Source organism: Halanaerobium saccharolyticum subsp. saccharolyticum DSM 6643, assembly GCF_000350165.1.
GTDB classification, from domain to species: domain Bacteria; phylum Bacillota; class Halanaerobiia; order Halanaerobiales; family Halanaerobiaceae; genus Halanaerobium; species Halanaerobium saccharolyticum.
In genome coordinates this window covers 24,644-43,881 of record NZ_CAUI01000015.1, presented here as the reverse complement: position 1 = coordinate 43,881, position 19,238 = coordinate 24,644, and the positions used below count along the sequence as shown (strand labels likewise).

The 19,238-nt window shown below is 31.5% G+C and carries 21 protein-coding genes; 1 reads left to right on the top strand and 20 read right to left on the bottom strand.

Going from position 1 to position 19,238, the window contains the following annotated elements:
• The first annotated feature begins 36 nt into the window (after positions 1-36).
• Positions 37-990, top strand: a complete 954-nt coding sequence (locus tag HSACCH_RS05480; protein ID WP_005488486.1) for an L-lactate dehydrogenase — start codon at positions 37-39, stop codon at positions 988-990.
• A gap of 396 nt (positions 991-1,386) precedes the next feature.
• Here the strand turns inward: HSACCH_RS05480 and HSACCH_RS05475 are convergent, their stop codons facing one another.
• The 20 genes from HSACCH_RS05475 to HSACCH_RS05380 form a co-directional block, all read right to left on the bottom strand.
• The gene (locus HSACCH_RS05475) at positions 1,387-1,890 is read right to left on the bottom strand and encodes a flavin reductase family protein (RefSeq protein ID WP_005488485.1); all 504 of its coding nucleotides are present in this window, start codon (positions 1,888-1,890) and stop codon (positions 1,387-1,389) included.
• A gap of 139 nt (positions 1,891-2,029) precedes the next feature.
• Positions 2,030-3,238: a tryptophan synthase subunit beta gene (gene trpB, locus HSACCH_RS05470; protein ID WP_005488484.1), complete on the bottom strand. Its 1,209-nt coding sequence runs from the start codon at positions 3,236-3,238 to the stop codon at positions 2,030-2,032.
• 123 nt (positions 3,239-3,361) lie between these two features.
• Positions 3,362-4,213, bottom strand: a complete 852-nt coding sequence (locus HSACCH_RS05465; RefSeq protein WP_005488483.1) for an alpha/beta hydrolase — start codon at positions 4,211-4,213, stop codon at positions 3,362-3,364.
• Between the two features lie 30 nt (positions 4,214-4,243).
• The gene (locus HSACCH_RS05460; protein WP_005488482.1) at positions 4,244-4,918 is read right to left on the bottom strand and encodes an MBL fold metallo-hydrolase; all 675 of its coding nucleotides are present in this window, start codon (positions 4,916-4,918) and stop codon (positions 4,244-4,246) included.
• Positions 4,919-5,000: 82 nt separating this feature from the next.
• A complete protein-coding gene (locus HSACCH_RS05455) occupies positions 5,001-5,792 on the bottom strand; it encodes a thymidylate synthase (protein ID WP_005488480.1) in 792 nt (263 codons plus the stop codon).
• A gap of 6 nt (positions 5,793-5,798) precedes the next feature.
• Complete coding sequence (locus HSACCH_RS05450) at positions 5,799-6,302, bottom strand: dihydrofolate reductase (RefSeq protein ID WP_005488479.1); 504 nt, start codon at positions 6,300-6,302, stop codon at positions 5,799-5,801.
• Positions 6,303-6,319: 17 nt separating this feature from the next.
• Complete coding sequence (locus HSACCH_RS05445; protein WP_005488475.1) at positions 6,320-6,649, bottom strand: tRNA-binding protein; 330 nt, start codon at positions 6,647-6,649, stop codon at positions 6,320-6,322.
• Positions 6,650-6,809: 160 nt separating this feature from the next.
• Positions 6,810-7,334, bottom strand: a complete 525-nt coding sequence (locus HSACCH_RS05440) for a hypothetical protein (RefSeq protein ID WP_005488474.1) — start codon at positions 7,332-7,334, stop codon at positions 6,810-6,812.
• 92 nt (positions 7,335-7,426) lie between these two features.
• Positions 7,427-8,020, bottom strand: a complete 594-nt coding sequence (locus tag HSACCH_RS05435; protein ID WP_005488473.1) for a DNA-3-methyladenine glycosylase — start codon at positions 8,018-8,020, stop codon at positions 7,427-7,429.
• 147 nt (positions 8,021-8,167) lie between these two features.
• A complete protein-coding gene (locus tag HSACCH_RS13575) occupies positions 8,168-9,160 on the bottom strand; it encodes a DUF3179 domain-containing protein (protein WP_084815746.1) in 993 nt (330 codons plus the stop codon).
• 108 nt (positions 9,161-9,268) lie between these two features.
• Positions 9,269-10,216 (bottom strand): OmpA family protein, encoded by a 948-nt coding sequence (locus HSACCH_RS05425; protein ID WP_005488471.1) that lies wholly within the window; start codon positions 10,214-10,216, stop codon positions 9,269-9,271.
• 26 nt (positions 10,217-10,242) lie between these two features.
• Positions 10,243-11,337, bottom strand: a complete 1,095-nt coding sequence (gene aroC, locus HSACCH_RS05420) for a chorismate synthase (protein WP_005488469.1) — start codon at positions 11,335-11,337, stop codon at positions 10,243-10,245.
• Between the two features lie 92 nt (positions 11,338-11,429).
• A complete protein-coding gene (locus tag HSACCH_RS05415; protein ID WP_005488468.1) occupies positions 11,430-12,623 on the bottom strand; it encodes a BamA/TamA family outer membrane protein in 1,194 nt (397 codons plus the stop codon).
• A gap of 125 nt (positions 12,624-12,748) precedes the next feature.
• The gene (locus tag HSACCH_RS05410) at positions 12,749-13,780 is read right to left on the bottom strand and encodes a branched-chain amino acid ABC transporter permease (protein ID WP_005488467.1); all 1,032 of its coding nucleotides are present in this window, start codon (positions 13,778-13,780) and stop codon (positions 12,749-12,751) included.
• A gap of 6 nt (positions 13,781-13,786) precedes the next feature.
• The gene (locus HSACCH_RS05405) at positions 13,787-14,680 is read right to left on the bottom strand and encodes a branched-chain amino acid ABC transporter permease (protein ID WP_005488465.1); all 894 of its coding nucleotides are present in this window, start codon (positions 14,678-14,680) and stop codon (positions 13,787-13,789) included.
• A gap of 18 nt (positions 14,681-14,698) precedes the next feature.
• Positions 14,699-15,433: an ABC transporter ATP-binding protein gene (locus HSACCH_RS05400; RefSeq protein ID WP_005488463.1), complete on the bottom strand. Its 735-nt coding sequence runs from the start codon at positions 15,431-15,433 to the stop codon at positions 14,699-14,701.
• Between the two features lie 29 nt (positions 15,434-15,462).
• Entirely contained in the window at positions 15,463-16,239 is a 777-nt protein-coding gene (locus tag HSACCH_RS05395) for an ABC transporter ATP-binding protein (protein ID WP_005488462.1), read from the bottom strand.
• A gap of 68 nt (positions 16,240-16,307) precedes the next feature.
• A complete protein-coding gene (locus HSACCH_RS05390) occupies positions 16,308-17,498 on the bottom strand; it encodes an ABC transporter substrate-binding protein (protein WP_005488460.1) in 1,191 nt (396 codons plus the stop codon).
• 30 nt (positions 17,499-17,528) lie between these two features.
• Entirely contained in the window at positions 17,529-18,428 is a 900-nt protein-coding gene (locus tag HSACCH_RS05385; protein ID WP_005488459.1) for an acetamidase/formamidase family protein, read from the bottom strand.
• 157 nt (positions 18,429-18,585) lie between these two features.
• Positions 18,586-19,221 (bottom strand): 4Fe-4S binding protein, encoded by a 636-nt coding sequence (locus tag HSACCH_RS05380; protein ID WP_005488458.1) that lies wholly within the window; start codon positions 19,219-19,221, stop codon positions 18,586-18,588.
• Between the last annotated feature and the right edge of the window lie 17 nt (positions 19,222-19,238).

The following is a 19,238-nucleotide window of genomic DNA, read 5'->3' as shown; positions in this document are numbered from 1 at the left end:
AAAACAAGAGGAAAACTTTTAATGAGGTGAAATAAAATGAATAAGAATATAAACCCAAATAAAATCGCTGTTATTGGAGCTGGTGGTGTTGGTGCAACTACAGCTTATGCTTTAATGGTTCAAGGAGTGGGTTCCGAAATAGTTTTAATTGATCTTAACAAGGATAAAGCTGAAGGAGAAGCAATGGATTTAAGGCATGGAGCTTCTTTTGTCAATCCAGTCGATATTTATGCTGGGGATTATGAGGATTTAGCAGATGCTAAATTAATAATTATAACTGCTGGTGCAGCTCAGAAACCAGGAGAAACTAGACTAGATTTAATTAAAAAGAATACAGGTATTTTTAAAAAGATAATACCTTCTATAACTAAATATAATAAGGATGGGATATTATTAGTTGTAACAAACCCGGTTGATATTTTAACTTATTTAACTTATAAGATATCGGACTTTCCTGCTAATAGAGTGCTTGGATCGGGAACTGTGCTTGATAGTTCACGTTTTAGATCATTATTAAGCAAAAATTGTGGGGTAGCCGCAAGTAATGTCCATGGTTATATTATTGGAGAACATGGAGATAGTGAAGTTCCAGTCTGGAGTTTAACTAATATTGCTGGTACTCAAATAGATAATTACTGTCCAATTTGCAAAAAAGACTGTAAGGATAATCATTTTAAAGATATTAGTGATCAGGTTAAAAATGCTGGTTATGAGATAATAGATAAAAAAGGATCTACATTTTATGCTGTAGCTTTAGCTGTTTCAAGAATAGCAAGAGCTATTTTGAGAGATGAGAATGCAGTTTTAACAGTTTCATCCTTAATGAAAGGGTATTATGGAGTTGAAGATATGAGTTTAAGTCTACCAACTTTAATCAATTCTAATGGGATTAAAAATGTTTTAGAACTGCCACTTTCTGAAGCAGAAGAAAAAGCTTTTAAAGATTCAGCTCAACATTTAAAAGATAATATAACAGAATTAGATATTTAATTAGCAGAAAGAACAAAAAAACAATATATTTAATATAATTGTAAATCCAGATGTAAAAATTAAAATTGTTCTACATCTGGATTTTTAAAATTTTGATATCCCAATATCTTAAGTTAACTTAAGATATGAGATAAAAATAGTAGAATTAGATATATCAGCTTTAAAGCAAATATTTTACAATTAAATTTAAGCTTTAAAAAAACTTCGTAAAATAATAATTTTACGAAGTTTTTACTTAAAATCAATAGTTTTCACTAAAATGAGTTAAAATCAGCAATTTTTATCTTTTATTACTGCTTTTGATAAAGCCTCATAAATTAAAAAGCTGATCAAATACCCATCATAGCGAAAACTTTTTGCTTCTAGAGCCTCTGCTATATTTATATATCCTGTGTTTTATTCTTCTTGATAAACTGCAGCTACCTCTGCATAATAAAATGTGTGCATATCTTTGTCAGGATATTTATTTTCTAAAATATCTTCAGCTAAATTTTCTTTAACCATATCCTGCTGATATTTAATCTTACAGATAAAATGCAGATCATTTCCTTTGATGATTGGTACATTGCATTCTTCAACTTCTCCAAGTTCTAAATTTAATTCTTCAACTTTATTATAATCTCTGCCTGACTTAGTTCCACAAAACTGCAGCTCTTTTTTTAACTGACCATTTAAAGGCACACTGACTGTAAAAAACTCACTATTTTCAATTAGTTGATGTGTATAACGTGATTTTCTAACTGGAGCCATTAAAATATTTTGATTCCAGATAAAACCAGCAGTTCCCCAGCCCATTGTCATTGTGTTAACTTCTCCCTTAGCTTTTGTTGTTAAAAATACTCCTTTAGGCAAGACTTCATTATAATCGTTTAAAACTTGATTAAAATCTACTTTTTTCATTTTCGACACCTCTTTTTAATTTTAGCTAAAATTTTAAACAAAAAGCTGAATATCACTATCAAGAAATATTCAGCCTTAATTGTTAAATTTAATTTTTTTATAATTAGTTTACTTTTACTATAATTATTTTATACAATAATTATTTTAAATTTCCATTTTCATGTAATGATTTTATTTGAACTACATCTTTATCTCCACGTCCGGAAAGATTGATAATAACTATTTGGTCTTCATCTAATTCAGCAGCTACTTTCATTCCTCCTGCAATAGCATGAGCACTTTCTAAAGCAGGAATAATTCCTTCTTTTTCTGATAATAAATGAAAAGCATCTAAAGCTTCTTGATCATTTGCTGTAGTATAATTAGCTCTACCTGAATCCTTTAGAAAACTATGTTCTGGTCCAACTCCAGGATAATCTAAACCTGCAGCTATAGAATGGGTATGGGAAACAACATCACCATCATCATATAAGACATAACTTTTAAAACCATGCAGTTCTCCAGGCTTACCATAGGTTAAAGGAGCTGCGTTTTCACCCGGCTTATCACCTTTACCTCCTGGCTCAATACCTAAGATATTTACTTCTTCATCATCCACAAATGGTGCAAATAGACCAATTGCATTACTACCTCCACCAACACAGGCTACGATATAATCCGGTAATTTACCCTCTTTTTCTAAAATCTGTTTTCTGGCCTCTTCACCAATAATTGATTGAAATTCCTTAACCATAGTTGGATAAGGGTCAGGTCCTACTGCAGAACCTAACATGTAAAAAGTATCATCTGCATTTTGAACAAAATCTTTTAATGCCTCATCAACTGCATCTTTTAAAGTTGCATCACCAGCTGTTACTGGCCTAACTTCAGCTCCTAAAAGTTTCATTCTAAATACATTTAATTCTTGTCTTTTAATATCAACTTCACCCATGTAGACGATACAGTCCATATCAAATAAGGCACAGGCTGTTGCTGTTGCTACACCATGCTGGCCAGCTCCAGTTTCAGCAATAATTCTTTTTTTACCCATTTTACGGGCAAGTAGTGCTTGACCAATACAGTTATTAATCTTATGAGCACCGGTATGATTAAGATCTTCTCTTTTTAGATAAATCTTTGCTCCGCCAACCTCTTCAGTTAAGCTTTTAGCAAAATATAAAGGGCTGGGCTTACCAACATAGTCTTTAAATAAATATGCGAGTTCATCTCTAAATTCTTCTTCATCTTTAATTTCATAAAAAGCTTCTTTTAAATCCTTTAAAACGTCAGATAACTCAGGTGGTACTATACTGCCACCAAAATCACCAAAAAAACCATCTCTATTCTCTTCTCTACTCTTCTTATTCATTCTCTCATCCTCCATCTCAAATTTTTTGAATTTAATAAAAGTTTAGCAGAAATAACGCCAACTGTCAACTTATGAGGGGGTTAATTAATTTCTGAATTATAATTTAAGACAATTATATATCAATTAATTTAAATTATCTATATCTAATAGCCATTCCTTTACTGCCTGATTTGCAGGTCCTTTTTCAAAAAATAATTCAGTAAGATCAGAGTGATGTTTATTTTTATAAATTTTTAATTTTGCTGCTGCCTGAGTTTTTACTTTGATTTCCTTTATAAAATCAATAGAGTGATCTTTAGGAACCAAAGGGTCTTTTGCCCCGTGAAGACAGAAAACGGGAGTATTAAAGTCTGAATATATATAATTACTGGGATTGGCTTTTTTTCTTTTTTGAGCTGTCGGAACAAAGCCGTATAAATATTTTTCAGCTCTTATAGTTCTGCAGGGTCTCGAAAGATCAAGGGGTCCACTAATAGATAAAAAACCTTTCAAAAATTCATTATTAATTTTATATTCTTTTTGTAATTTTTGATTTAAAAGCACCAGAGCTCCCAGCTGTGCACCAGCTGATTGACCGACAATAATTATATTTTTTCTTAAATTTAAATCATCTATAATTATTTGAGTCTTATTTAGTGCTTTAAAAACATCAATTTTTTGATCTGGATATTGATAATCTGGAGCCAGTCTGTAGCTTGGCATAACTGTAATAAAACCAAGTTTGGTAAAGAAATCTGCAATAAATTTGAAAAAATAAGGATTTCCTTTGTTCCAGCCACCTCCATGGATAAAGAAAATTATATTATTACGTTTTATTTTAGCTTGAGAGTTATACCATAATAGATATTGTTTTTTATTATCTCCATAATAATATTTTTCTAATTCCAGGCTGTCAGCCAGTTTCCAATTTTTAAATTTAGCCCGAATAATTAATAAAAGAGTTGTTATATAATCTTCTAGCTGCCACAAAAGCATAAAGATAACCTCCATTATTTCAAATAATTTTTATGATTTTTTATTTAATGTTTTAATAAATTTATCTTTTCCAAAAACACTTCCGTGACCGGGATGAAATCTTTTGCAGTTATATTGTTTTATTTTCTTCCAACTTTTGATTAGCTGCTTTTTATCATTTGCAAATGGAGGATATACTGAATGAGGCATAAAGTTAAATAATGTATCACCACAGATGATATCTTCTTCATTTATTATCACACATATAGAACCATTAGTATGGCCTGGAGTATGAATAATTTCACCTTCAATCCCATGCTGTTTCAAATCATAATTATCTTTTATTGTAATATCTGGGCTTACTGCTTCAAACTTCCCTTCAGAGATCAGATTGCTCAGTTTAGAAATTAATTTAGAGATAAGAACTGTTCCTGCAGGAAAATCAGTTTTTCCTTTTTCTAAAAATTCTTTTTCAGTTTCATGAACCAGTATTTTAGCACCTGTTTTTTCTTTCAGAGCAGATAAACTTCCTACATGATCATAATGAACATGAGTTATTATTATAAGAGTAATATCTTTTAAGTCAGCATTCTTTTCAACTAGAATTTTTTTGATTTTCCCGACTTTATCCGGCATCCCTGCATCAATTAAAATAAATCCTTTTTCAGTTTCTATGAGATATGCATTAGATTTCCCCAGTTTTATTTGTTTAATAATTTTACTCATGTTTTTACCCCTTTTTTTAATTTTTACGAATTCGGGAATTAATTAATGGTTGTAATTAATATTTCATCTCGATTATAATGTACTACACTGAAATTTCTCCTTTAATAGTAGGATGAGGATCATAACCTATCAATTCTATATCTTCAAAGTCAATTTCAAAAATGTTCTCTGTGTCTGTATTAATTTTTAACTGTGGTAAAGATCTTGGTTTTCTACTCAGCTGTTCTTTGACTTGATCAAAGTGATTTTGATAAATATGCACATCTCCACCTGTCCAGACAAATTCCCCAACTTCAAGTCCAACTACTTGAGCAATCATATGGGTTAATAAACTGTAACTGGCAATGTTGAAGGGAACTCCCAAGAAGGTATCACAAGATCGCTGATATAATTGACAGGATAGCTTTCCTTCTGCTACATAAAACTGAAATAAGAGGTGACAGGGAGGTAGGGCCATCTTATCTAAATCACCAACATTCCAGGCATTTACAATTAACCTTCTGGAATATGGATTTTCTCTTATCTGGTCAATCACCTTAGAAATTTGATCTATTGTCCCATCTCTGCCTTCCCAGCTGCGCCATTGGTGGCCGTAAACATTACCTAAATCTCCATTTTCATCAGCCCACTCATCCCAAATATGCACATTATTATCATTTAAATATTTGATATTGGTGTCTCCCTTTAAAAACCAGAGCAGTTCGTGAACAACAGCTTTCCAGTAAATTTTTTTAGTAGTCATTAAAGGAAAACCCTTCTCTAGATCAAATCTCAACTGATAACCAAAGATACTTCTGGTACCTGTACCTGTTCGATCCTCGCGGTCCACTCCGTTGTCTAAAATATGCTGACACATTTCTAGATATTTTTTCATTTTAGATCACTCCTGAAAATTTTGTTTTCGCTGATACACATGATAAGAATATGAATATGGATTATTGCTGTCAGTAGTACCTTTTTCTTCAGACAGCTTAATCCAATTTTGCCAATTGATTTCTGGGAAATAAGTATCACCAGAAAACTCATTATCAATCATTGTTAAATATAATTTATTACTATAAGGTAAAAATGTTTTATAAATTTCTTCTCCTCCAATAATAAAAGCCTCTTCTTCTTTGTTCAAAAACTTTCTGAATATTTCTGCCGCTGAATGAACGATTAAACACCCATCAGCAGAATAATTTTTATTTTTGGTCATAATAATATTGGTTCTTCCAGGTAAAGGCCGAGCAAGAGATTCAAAAGTTTTTCTGCCCATAATAATTGGTGAACCCATAGTAATCTGCTTAAAATGCTGTAAATCAGCAGGCAGTTTCCAGGGGATATCTCCCTGATTGCCAATTAATTGATTTTTATCCATTGCTGCAATAATTGATAAACTCATCTCTACACCTCATTTATTTATCCGAGTCTTGAGCCAAGATCTACTTCCTGCTCTGGCTCAATTAAAACTACGCCTTCTTTTCCATAAACACCTAAAACTAAAACTTCTGACATGAAATCTGCTATCTGCTTTTGAGGAAAGTTTATTATTGCAAGTACCTGTTTATTGATTAAATCTTTGGGTTCATATAGATCAGTAATTTGGGCACTTGATTTCTTTTTGCCAATATCCTCACCAAAATCAAGCCAGAGTTTATAGGCTGGATCATTAGCTTTTTCAAAGTTTTCAACTTTAATAATTTTTCCCACTCTAATATCTAATTTCATAAAATCTTTAAATTCTGCCATTAAAATAAATCCTCCTGTTTTTTTGTAATTATTACTTTCAGTAATAACTTAAGTGATTTTCAATAATAAATAATATGTTTAATAAGTATCAATAATATTTAAAGGGCTGTTAAAACAGCCCTTTAAGATCAAGTATATTTATTAATTTTTATAATTCTGTTTAAATAGTTCTTCTGCCTCGATCCCAGTTTTTATGTGTTTTAACTAATTTAAATTCCTCATCACCCTGCTTATAAACTAAAAAATTATCATTATTAAGTTTAATTCCTAATTCACCCTTATATTTATGGCCATCTAAATTATTATCTACTTTAGCCTGCTTTATAGAATCACATCCTGTTACAACACCAATAGGATAGCCATCTTCTTTAATTAGAGCATCGACCCCTAAAGGACACTCATCTTCAGCCTCATAATTGGCCATATAATTTTCTTTAACATATTTTTCAGGTAATTTAATCCAGGTAATTTCTGTTTCTTTATTTGCAAAATGATCTACATAAATGTTATCAACTTCTAAAAGTTCATCAATAACCAGCCATTGTCCTAAAATATCAGTGATCTCTGTTTCTTTGAAAAAATCGTCAGAAGGTACTTCAATTTGTTTATCAGAATCACTTTCAAATTTCTTTTCCTTTACTATATTAGCCTTTTCATCTAACTCAAAGAAATTAATAATTTTCATAAAAAGAATCCCTCCTTAGTCATATTATTAATAATATTAAACAAAAAGTAGAATAATCCTGCATTATTTTATTATTTATAACTAATAAAAGCTCAATTTTTAGATATGAATTTGTTTCCTCTAATATAAAATCTCCACAGCTTATCTTTATATTCTTCTGCATAATCTATATTTACTCTAGGAGCTGCTTCTATTTTAAAATCATAATTTTCTTGATCTAATAGATATAATTTATTGCTTTTAACCAGGTCACAACCATCTAAACTTTTGTCAATCTTTAATGCCTGTGACAATTTACCAGGGCCATTAGTTAAATCTTCTATATTGCTGCTTTTAATACCTCTATTTTTCTTTATCAGCTCTAAACCAGCAACTGGTTCAACGGCTCTAATTAATACAGCATGTGGATCATCTTTGACTGCAGTTACTACATTAAAGCAGTGGTACATACCGTAGATTAAATAAATATAAGCCAATCCACCTTTTCCAAACATCGTTTTAGTTCTTTTAGTTTTCTTATTATTATAAGCATGAGAAGCTTTATCTTCTGCACCCATATATGCTTCTGTATCAACGATTTTAGTCATTATTTTTTGCCCATTAATTTCTCTAACAATAATTTTACCTAAAAGATCTTTAGCTGCTGTAACTGCATCATTTTGATAAAAATCATAGTCAAGTTTCAAAAATAATCACCTCAAATTAATTACTTCTATAATCTATTCGCGATTCCTTTTCAATATCATCTTTTATCTATCTTTCTATTTAATATTGAAAAATAATTAAGATTCATTATGAAAATATTTCTCTTAACCACCACATTCACTTCCTTATTATTCAGGACTTTTGATTAAATTTTCACTAAAATCTGGATAAAAAGCATGCCAGCCAAACCACATTACATCAAAAACGATCAGCTCCTCATCATCTTTTCTAATCCTAACTGTATCTAATTCAGGCTCATAAATAGCGGTTAGTTGCTCTTCATCTATATTAAAGCTGATTTCTTTTTCTCTAACTACAAACTCTTTTTCTACAGCAAAGTGCTGACCTTTATATTCGCCTGCAGTAACAATATCTTTTCTATTAAGGCTGTCATTTTCAGATAAAACGTCGAAATATAAATTTTCATCACGATAATAATTTCCTGATTGATTATTGCGATAGGATCCATAGGGATCACTTGTATAATCTCTATTAAAACCTGTTTTGTTAGAAAGAATATTTGCTCTTTCATATTTAGCTTTAATATTACTCCAACTAGTCCAGGTGAGCTGAAATCTATCTAATTTTTCTCCAGCTAAGGGTCCGCTTATTGCCTGACCTAAAATCTGTGACCAGTAGCTTTCAGTCTGTCGATCGTACATAATCAAATTACTATTAACTAGTTTTCCTGATGTACCAAAATCTGAACTTCCTATTGAAAGATCGCCATAATACCCGATAGCTGAACCGGTTAACGGACAGTAGGTTATGCTTAATTTTTCTCCGTCAATTTCTTCATTAACAATTTCATGCCAGACCATTATACTCTGTGGAAATACATATATTTCTTCTTCTAATTCTGCCAAAAATACTGCATCTTCAGCTTCTAAAAACTGATCTGCCTCTTCTATAGATATATAGTTAGGGTTTTCAATAGGTGGAATACCGTCCGGTGGTGGTCCACCTGAAACAATATTTTCAGATAAAAGTTTAATTTTTTCCTCATCAGCTCCAAAAACATTTGCGGTTGTGACTGCTATTAAGACAGCAATTAATAAAATTATAGTTAAACGTTTTATAATCATCACCTCTTGTTTTAATTCTACTCTCACTTTGATCATAGTTCTGTTAGAAATCTAACAATCGAAAGAAAAAAACCTGATCAACAAGCATCAGAGTTTGGATAATCAGATAAAATAAAACTATTAAAATTTGAAAATGTTTTTTAACTACATCTCGACAATTTCAACCCTTCTATTTTTACTTCTTCCTTCTTCAGTAGAATTACTAAATAAAGGTGAGGCAGGACCCACTCCAACAGGAATTAATTGTTCTTGATTAATATCATACTCAGCTATTAGCTTATCGACTACTGCTTCAGCTCTTAAATTAGATAAATTCATATTTATCATATAACTACCGGTATTATCTGTATGTCCAACTACAAGATATCTTTTATCTGTATTTTCTTTCAAGAAATCTGCAGTAGTTGCTAATGCTTGTGCTGACTCTTCTTTAATGTTTGCTTCTCCAGTGTCAAAATAAATATTATAAATTGCTACTCGCCCTGATGCTTCTATTTCCTGTTCCAACGAATCTATAGTTATCATATCCATCTCCATAGCTTCTGCTTCCAGGGTGATTAATTCATAAAAAATAGTGTTACCTAAATCTAATGCTTTTTGGCCTTTTCCAACTGCAATAATGTTATAAATATCTGTGTCTGAAGTTTTTACTTTCCCAACAAGATATTCACTTACTTCACCTGGAAAATAACTCTGGGAAATCTGAGTTCCATTTGCTAATCCATGTTTTGTTCTAACTCTTTGGAAATAATCTTCAAAATAAACTTCATCAATTACAATTGATTGTGGATCTCTTGTCAGAAATAAGACTTCTCCTCCCATATTTTTAATTGTGTTTTCATAATTTTTTATTACTTCTAAAGCAGATCGTCCTTCAGGAGCCTGACACCACTGTCTTCTAATATTTCCTTCTATTAGCTTTAGTTCATCCGTATTAATTATTACTGGAAGCTCATCATAACCAAACTGGTCATCATATATAATTTCACTTCCTTCATAAATAGAAATAATCCCTTCTTTATCCTGAGCAAATATTGAAAAGCTTAAAGTAAGAAGAAGTAATGTAATAAATATAATTTTTAAATTTTTCATAATAACCTCCTTGTTTTTAACCTTAGTTAATAGATTTTTTCAAGATATTCCATTCTAGCTGTCATATTTTTTAATAGGAGATCAACTAAAGTTAAAGCAACCATCGCCTCTACTACAACAACAGCTCTCGGAACTATAACTGGATCATGTCTTCCCTGAATACTTAAATCAATATTTTCTCCGGATTTACTAACTGCCTGCTGAGTTTTTTCTATTGAAGGGGTTGGTTTAACAGCAGCTTTTAGAAAAATATCACTACCATCAGTAATGCCACCCAGAGTACCTCCTGCATTATTAGTTGTTTTATTTATTTCATTTTCGTTATATCTATAAAAATCATTGTGTTCATAACCAGTCATTTCTGCAGCTTCAAAACCACTACCGATTTCTACTCCTTTTACTGCTCCAATTGACATAACCGCTCTTGCTAACAAAGCATCACATTTATCAAATACCGGATCACCTAATCCTTCTGGAACATTTTTAACAACACATTCTATTGTTCCACCAGATGAATTATTTTTTTTAATTAACTTTCTTAAGTAACTCTCTGCTTTTTTTAAAGCTTCTGGATCAGGCATGTATAAGAAGTTTTGCATAATATAATCTTCGTCATAATTTTTAGGATCAATCTCAATTGGTCCGATTGAAGAAGTATAGGCTGTAATTTTGAGTTCTAGAGCAGCTAATATTTTTTTAGCGATAGCACCTGCAGCAACTCTGGCAGCAGTTTCTCTGCCTGAAGCGCGTCCACTTCCACGATGATCTCTAAAACCATATTTTAAGTCATAACTGTAATCAGATTGAGCTGGCCGATAGACATCCTTTAGCGCGGAATAGTCTTTAGATTTTTGATTTTTATTAAATATAATCATTGAAATCGGGGTTCCTGTTGTTTTTCCTTCAAATATTCCAGACAAAATCTCAACTTCATCTCCTTCTTTTCTTGGAGTTGCAAAGGGAGACTGGCCCGGTTTTCTACGATCTAAGTCCTTTTGAATATCTGCTTCTGAAATTTTAAGTCCTGCTGGACAACCATCTATTACTACTCCCAGTGCTTTTCCATGTGATTCTCCCCAGGTTGATATTTTAAATATATCTCCCAATATTGAACCAGACATTATTAAATCACCTCTTTTTTTATTTTAATTTAAATAATCTTGCAAATATATAAAATTACAATCCAGTTCCCTATAAATACAGTTATAAGAGTCTAAAATGAGCTGCCAAAGCCTATATTAAATTGGGGTGAACTATTTGCATTATCAAAAGCAATATCGGCTCTAATTGGGCCCAAAAATGAATAATAGATTAATCCTAAACCTCCATCATTTTCCCAGTCAAGCTCTCCTAATTCCTTATCAACTGCTGCAATTTTAGCACTATCAATGAAAATAACTCCCCATAAATCTCTTCGCCAAAGTTTTCTTTGATATTCTAAGGTAGTTTTTACATATTTATTACCTGCAAATTCATAATCCTGACCTCTAATTGGGATTCCACCATCATTTTTACTAAATGAACCAGCTCTAAATTGATAGTTAAAAGGTGTTTCTTCAGAAGCAAAGCCACCTTTAAAATCTGCAATAATTCGAGAATTTTTACTTAAATTATATGACTTATTGAGTTTTAGTTTAAGACTATTAAAATCATCAAAATTATCATTTAAAGAAAAAGCTCTGCTTAGTTCAATTTCAAATTCAAAATTATTATTATAGTTTAGGGTATAAGCTGGAATTAGATATTCTTGTTTTTGAGTTATGTTATTAATTGTATAATCATTTTCCTGAAATTTAAAATTATAATTATTTTTTATTTTTGAGGAAGGAATAGTCTCTAAATTAAACTGATAAAAATTTCCATCAGCTTTAAATTCTTTTTGGTTGAAATCTAATTTACTGTCAAAATTTCTATAATTAAAGCTATAAATATTAGCTTTTTCTGCAACATATTCCAGACCATATTCTTGATAAGAATTATCACTCCAATCGAAGCCGATTAAATAACTAAGGCCATTACCATGAGGATTTCTTATTTTTTGTTCAAAACTTTCTCCTAATAATCCGGTTGTTTTTCTAATTGCAAATTCCCAGGGGTGAATCATAAATATTCCACTATCTCTGCCATCAATTAAAATTTGATAGTTATTATCTTCAGTTTTAATACTGCTAATTTTAAGAGTTAGTGGATTTAACAGATCACTATTTAAGAGCCGCTTTCTGCTTAGATCTAAATATTGCTGCTGATAAAGATCTCCCTTCTTAAAAGGCAGTTGTTTTAATATTAATTCTTCACTGCTTCTATTTAATTCGGCAATTTTAATTTCCGAAATATTTTGGGCGCTGACAGTCATCGTCAAAGCTAAAACTAATATAAAAAACAAGATAAAGCAAAATGGTTTTTTCATTTCTATTCCTCCTATCTTAAGATAATGATACATCAAATTAAAAAAAGAATCCATCTTAAATGGTTAAAATATTTTTATTAGGAAAATAAAAACACCACAAGAAGGATTCATAATAACACTTATTTTTATTCAACTGATAAAAGTTTAATTTCTTTTTCTCCCATTATACCTTTAGGTTTGTAAATCATAACTATTATTAAAAATAATGCAAGTAGTACCTGAGTTAAACCAAACATTCTTGGTATTTCCAGTCCCATAATATTCATGCCTTCCTGTAAAGGCTGTAGAAGTTCGAGAATGGTTGTAATAATAGCTGCTCCAAGTATTGAACCACTTATACTAGAAACTCCACCAATAACAAGCATCATAATAATTTGAAAAACAACAAGAAGGTCAAAGGAAGAAGGACTTATTGTAAGAATAAGATGAGTCCAGAGAGCGCCTCCAATTCCAGTAAAAAAACTGCTTATCATAAAAGCATAAGCTTTATATTTAGCACTATTTACTCCCATTGCTTCTGCTAATCCTTCATCTTTACCAATCGCTTTAATTGCTCTTCCAAATCTAGAAGTAAGTAGAGTCCAAATAAGGTAAACAAGAAAAACAGCTATTCCAAAAATCCACCAAATATTTGTATAAGGGGGTGCTCCTCTTAAACCGGTTGCACCATTTGTAATTGGTCGAATATTTTCTGCAATATTAATCATAATAATATTAATTCCAAGTGATGCCAGAATAAAATAGTGACCTTTTAATCTAAATGCTGGCAGAAGAATAGTTAAACCTACAAGCATCGCTATTATACCAGCAAATATAATAGATAAAACAAAAGGGAATTGTGCTTGTTCTAACCAGAGTGGAAGTTGTAAAGTGTTTGCTTTAAACTCTACTGGTAAAGTTAAAAGAGCAGTTGTGTAACCTCCAGCAAGCATTAGTCCACCATGACCTAAAGAAAAAATATTAGCATAGCCATTAGTTATATTTAAACTTAGAGTTAAAATAACATTGATACCAAACAAAAGTAGTATTCTGTAATAATAGCCGCTTAATATATTTGATAATAAAAAAAGTAATATAAAAAAAAGAACTAAAATAATTATTGTAGCTTTTTTGCGGTTTGCCCAAAATTGATCACTGTAATCTTCGTATGATTTCATATATATCTACTCCCATTTAATATTAGATCTAAAAAGACCAGTTGGTTTATAGAAAAGAATAATAAATAGTACTATCCATACAAAAAGTGGTCGCAGCCCCGAATATACAGAAGGTAAAAATGCTACAAACAATACCTGTCCTACTCCTAATAAAAAGCCACTTATTGCTGCACCTGTGATATTCCCTATTCCACCAAGCACTGCAGCAATAAAACCACTTATACCAGGATGATATCCCATTGCTGGCCTAACATTTCCATATTGTAAGCCCCAAGCAACTCCAGCTACTGCAGCAAGTGCAGAACCAATAACAAATGTTGCAACAATTATTGAGTTACTATTAATTCCCATTGCTTCAGCAGTTTCTTTATTGTAAGAAACTCCTCTCATTGCAATTCCCAACTTAGTATTTCTAATAAATAAGCTTAAAGCTAAAGTTATTAAAACTGTAAATATAAAAATTATTAAATTTAAATCTGTAATTAAAATATCTCCCCAAAAACGGATTCCTTGTAAATATTCAGGCATTGGAAATTGAAGTGAACGGCTGCCAAAAAACATAATAAATAAACTTCTAATTCCTATTGAAGCAGCAAGTGAAGTAATAAATAAAGTTATATCTCCAGAACCCTGTACTGGACGATAACAAAATCTTTCTAAGATAACTCCTACAAGTACTGAGGCAATAATAGCTATTATAAGTGCAATAGGAAGAGAGAATCCTAAACCTGTAATTGCATACATAGCAGCAAAGGCACCAATCATAAAAACTTCTCCATGAGCAAAATTTATTAGCCCTAAAACACCATAAATCATAGTATAACCAACAGCTAATAGTGCCAGCATACTCCCCAAGCTTAAAGCATTTAAAATTTGTTGTAAAATATATGTTAAGTCCATTAAAATACTCCCTTCTAACTACGCAATTCCCATATATGTTTTTTGAACATAGTCATTTTCTGCTAATACCGAAGCTTTTTCATCTAATACAAACTTACCTTTTTCCATAACGTAAGCATGATCTGAAAGCTGCAGTGCCAGACTTACATTTTGTTCAATTAATAAGATAGTTGTTCCCATTTGATTAATTTCTGCAAGTCTATTAAAAATTTCTTCTGCTATTATTGGTGCAAGCCCTAAAGAAGGTTCATCGAGAATAAGTAGATCTGGATCCTGCATTAAAGCTCTTGCAATAGCCAGCATTTGCTGTTCTCCCCCTGACAAAGAACTTGCTTCCTGATTTTTACGTTCTTTGAGTCTGGGAAAAAGCTTATAGACTTCTTCCAACCTTTCACTAAAATCTTTTTTATCAACTGTATATGCACCAATACGAAGATTTTCATAAACATTTAAATTACCAAAAACTTCTCTTCCTTCAGGTGAATATCCAATCCCGCTTGCAACAATTTCATATGTTTCAAGGCCATTTATAGTTTCACCTTTGAATTTTATTTCCCCAGCATTTGCTTTAATTAAACCCAAAATTGTTTTAATAGTTGTTGATTTACCTACTCCATTTGCCCCAACTATTGTTACAATCTGTCCTTTTTTTACTTTAAGTGAAACATTATGTAGAACCTTAACATGACCATACCCTGATTCTATATTTTTTAATGTTAATAAATTTTGATTATTGGTAGAATCTTTAACCATTAGTCTGCTCCCTTCTCAATACTCGGCAATTATATTTGATAGCTTTTACCTAAATAAGCCTCAATAACTTTTTGATTCGATTGAACATGTTCTGGATTTCCTTCTGCAATAATATCTCCCTGTTCCATGACAATAATTCTGGGACAAATATTCATTATTACCCTCATATCATGTTCAACTAAAATTGTTGAGATATTTAAATCTTTATTAATCCACTTAATTATATTAACAAGTTCATCTGTTTCGGAAGGGTTCATGCCTGCAGTCGGTTCATCTAATAATATTAAATTAGGTTTAAGCAGAATCGCTCTGGCAATATCAGCTTTACGCTGAATTCCTGGAGGAAGATCATCAACCTTTTCATCTTTATACTGTGAGATATTAAAATGTTTTAGAGTCTCATCAATTTCTTTTAAATACTGATCTTCTTTACCTAAAAATCTATTTGTTCTGAAAATTGTATCTAAAATATTATAATCATTCCAAATATGAAAAGCTAATTGCATGTTTTCTAAAACAGTCATTCCAGTCATCAGTCTTATATTCTGAAAAGTTCTAGCAATGCCTATATCTGCAATCTGATCTGGCCTTAAATCAGTAATATCATCATCTTTATAAACAATATTACCTGAAGTTACAGCCAAGTTTCCGCTTATCAGATTAAACGTAGTAGTTTTACCAGCACCGTTTGGACCAATCAATCCTAATAGTTCTCCTTCTTCTAAAGTCATAGAAAAATTTTCTACGGCAGTTAAACCGCCGAATTTTTTTGTTAATTTATCAAGTTTTAATAACTGTTTACTCATTGCAGCTCCTTTCTGATAAGCTAATAGATGAGGTGAACAGCGAACTGTTCACCTCCCAATAATAATTTTTATTTTTCAAAATCTTCCGGCCACATTGTCTTTACATATACTCTTTCTCCGTTTTTAATTTGCTTTATGACGACTGGTTTAGTAGGTGGAAGGTTAGGCTCATATTTTATAGGTACAATTAAATTATTAAATTCATTATTAATTAATGATTTCTGAACAGCCATTCTTTGCTCAGCTAAGTCCATTGACATCCATTCATCTTTATCTATTTTTTTAATTGCTTCTAAAATAATTTGAGCAGAATCAAAGCCAAGGCCTTCAAATCCACCTGGTGTGTAGCCATGTTTTGCTTCGAATTCTGTTACAAAATCATTTGCAATATCAGTCATAGCTTCTTCTATAGCAAAGTGAGATGAGATATAAGCGCCTTCTACAGAATCGCCTCCAATTTCTATTACTTCATCAAAATCTCCTGCATCTGGATAAATAATTGGAACATTAATTCCAAAACGTCTTGCTTGGTTTGCAATTACAGGTGCATCTTGTGGTAAAGGTGGAATAATAAATAGTGCATCAATATCATTATACTGTCTAATTCTTGTCATCTGAGCTGTATAATCTTGATCACCAGTTTGATAATTTTCTTCTACAGCTATAGGGTTTTCTTTACCTGTAAACTCTTTAAACGCTTCCACAAAATGTTCTGCTAAAGTAATACTGTAATCAGCATTTACATCTTTAATAATTGCAATATTATCAAATCCAAGTTCTTCGGCAACATATTTTGCCAGTGCTCGTGCCTGTGCATCATCACCAAAGGGGGTCATAAAAATATAGTCGCCCATTTCTGCTATACTAGGTGTTGTAGCTGTTGGATCCATTAAAACAGTTTTATTATTCTCAAAGATTGGTGCTGCTGCTGATAAATAATTTATATCAACTGGGCCGATTCCTGCAATAACATTTTCTTCTTCTATCAATCTTATAGAAGCATTAGAAATAACAGTTTGATTACTTTGACCATCAATATTGGTATATTCAATTTCTTGACCGTGGATTCCACCATCTTCATTTGCCATATCAACAGCAAGTTGAGCTCCCCGTAAAACCATTTCCCCGATTGATCCTAATATCCCAACCATACTTGATGTACCACCAATTTTTATTGGATCAGCTGCTAATGTAAAAATAGAAAACTGCGCTAACAACAAAAAGGTTATAAATAAAATACTTAATACTCTCTTCTTCATACTATTATCCCCCTAATATTTTATGTTAGACTAAAACTCAATATTATATTCTGTTAGAGCTTTTTTATCAACACGCATTCTTGCAGTTTTTTCTGGGTCGACTACTTGAGAAACCTGTAGATCACAAATTATACTCATCAACATTGCAATTTGATTATTTTCTAAATTTAACCTCTGCTTCAGAAATTTAAACATGTTATTACTTGCTTTCTTTGCTGCTGCATCAAGGGTTGGCCCAGAGGCAATCGTATAAAATGCATCATCTCTTTCTACCATCGGATCAGTAATTGATTTTCCTTTAATAACATCAACTTTAACAGTTACTTCACCAGCTATTTCTACTCCACTAATAACTACTTCACCATCACCCATTGCAGCATGAAGATCACCCATTGCAAGCATGGCGCCAGAAACCTTAACTGGAAAATATAATATAGAGTCTTCTGTAATAACTTTTGTATCCATATTACCACCGTGAGAACCAGGAGTACCACAAGGCACTGCTTCTTCATCTTCACCTGGAGAACAACCAATTACTCCTATCATAGGATTTAAATCAATCTTAATTTTATCATTAAAAACTACTTTGTTATTTTCAATAGGAATAATTTTAGTTTCTGATTCTTCGATAAATTCTGCTAAAAATCCCATTTCTGGAACAGCCACCATAACTCCCTGATTATTTAAAGTCATTTTTTTGATTTCAACCTTTAAGGTATCACCTGGTTCTGCTCCTTCAACTTTTAAGGGACCTGTAGCAGGATTAACCGTATCCCAATCAGTAGTTTCAAATAAAACATTTTCACTTTGAATTTGGTCACTGAAACAATCTTTTGTTTCGAAGGTAACGGTTTCTCCTGGCTGACAAGATGCTGCAGGTTCATTTTCTGAAGACATACTGTAAACAACATTTTCAGAACTTATTTTCATAAATACACCCCCTTTAAATTCATTAACTTTAGCCTCCTAAAGTTTGATATATTATACCATAGAAAAAAATATTTGTAAAGATTATTAAGAATACTGTTAATATTGTGAAAATAAAAACTATATAAATTTTATTATAACTTGTAGACTTTTAAGAAATCTATTCAATTTTTGGAGGTTCTTCTCCAATTGGGCATATTCGTGCACATATTTCGCAACTGTGAGCAGAGTTTAATTTTTTATGTCTTTCTTTACATCGCTGGATATTAAAATCATTTTGACTCAAAGCATTTACTGGACAAGCTTCAATACATTTTCCACAATGAATACAGACTTCACTTGAATAAGTCGGCTCAGAATTATATATTTCAGCATCAGTTAACAAAACTCTTAAATGAACCCAAGGACCCCATTCTTTATGCAAAAATAAGTTATTATCTCCTATTTCACCGAGACTTGTTTTATTAGCAAGTTCTTTAAATCTTACCCCACTAACTCCTGGATAAGCTACAATTTTTGTATTAAATCCTTTTAATTTAAGATAATCTTTTATATCTCTTATAGTATCCTTTGTATGTAAATCAGCTATACAGGTTGAATTTCCTCGTTCGGATCTCATTTGAGTCCAGATCCATTCCTGAGAATTTTCAATGTGATGTGCCACAACAATAATAGATTTAACAGCAGCTGAAATATTTTTTAAAGGTCTTTTTTCATCTTTATAACAATCATTGATATCTATTTTTGCAGCAGCACAGCAGTCAGGTGTTAAATTATTAATTTCTGTCAAATTCAATATTTACTTCCTCCTAT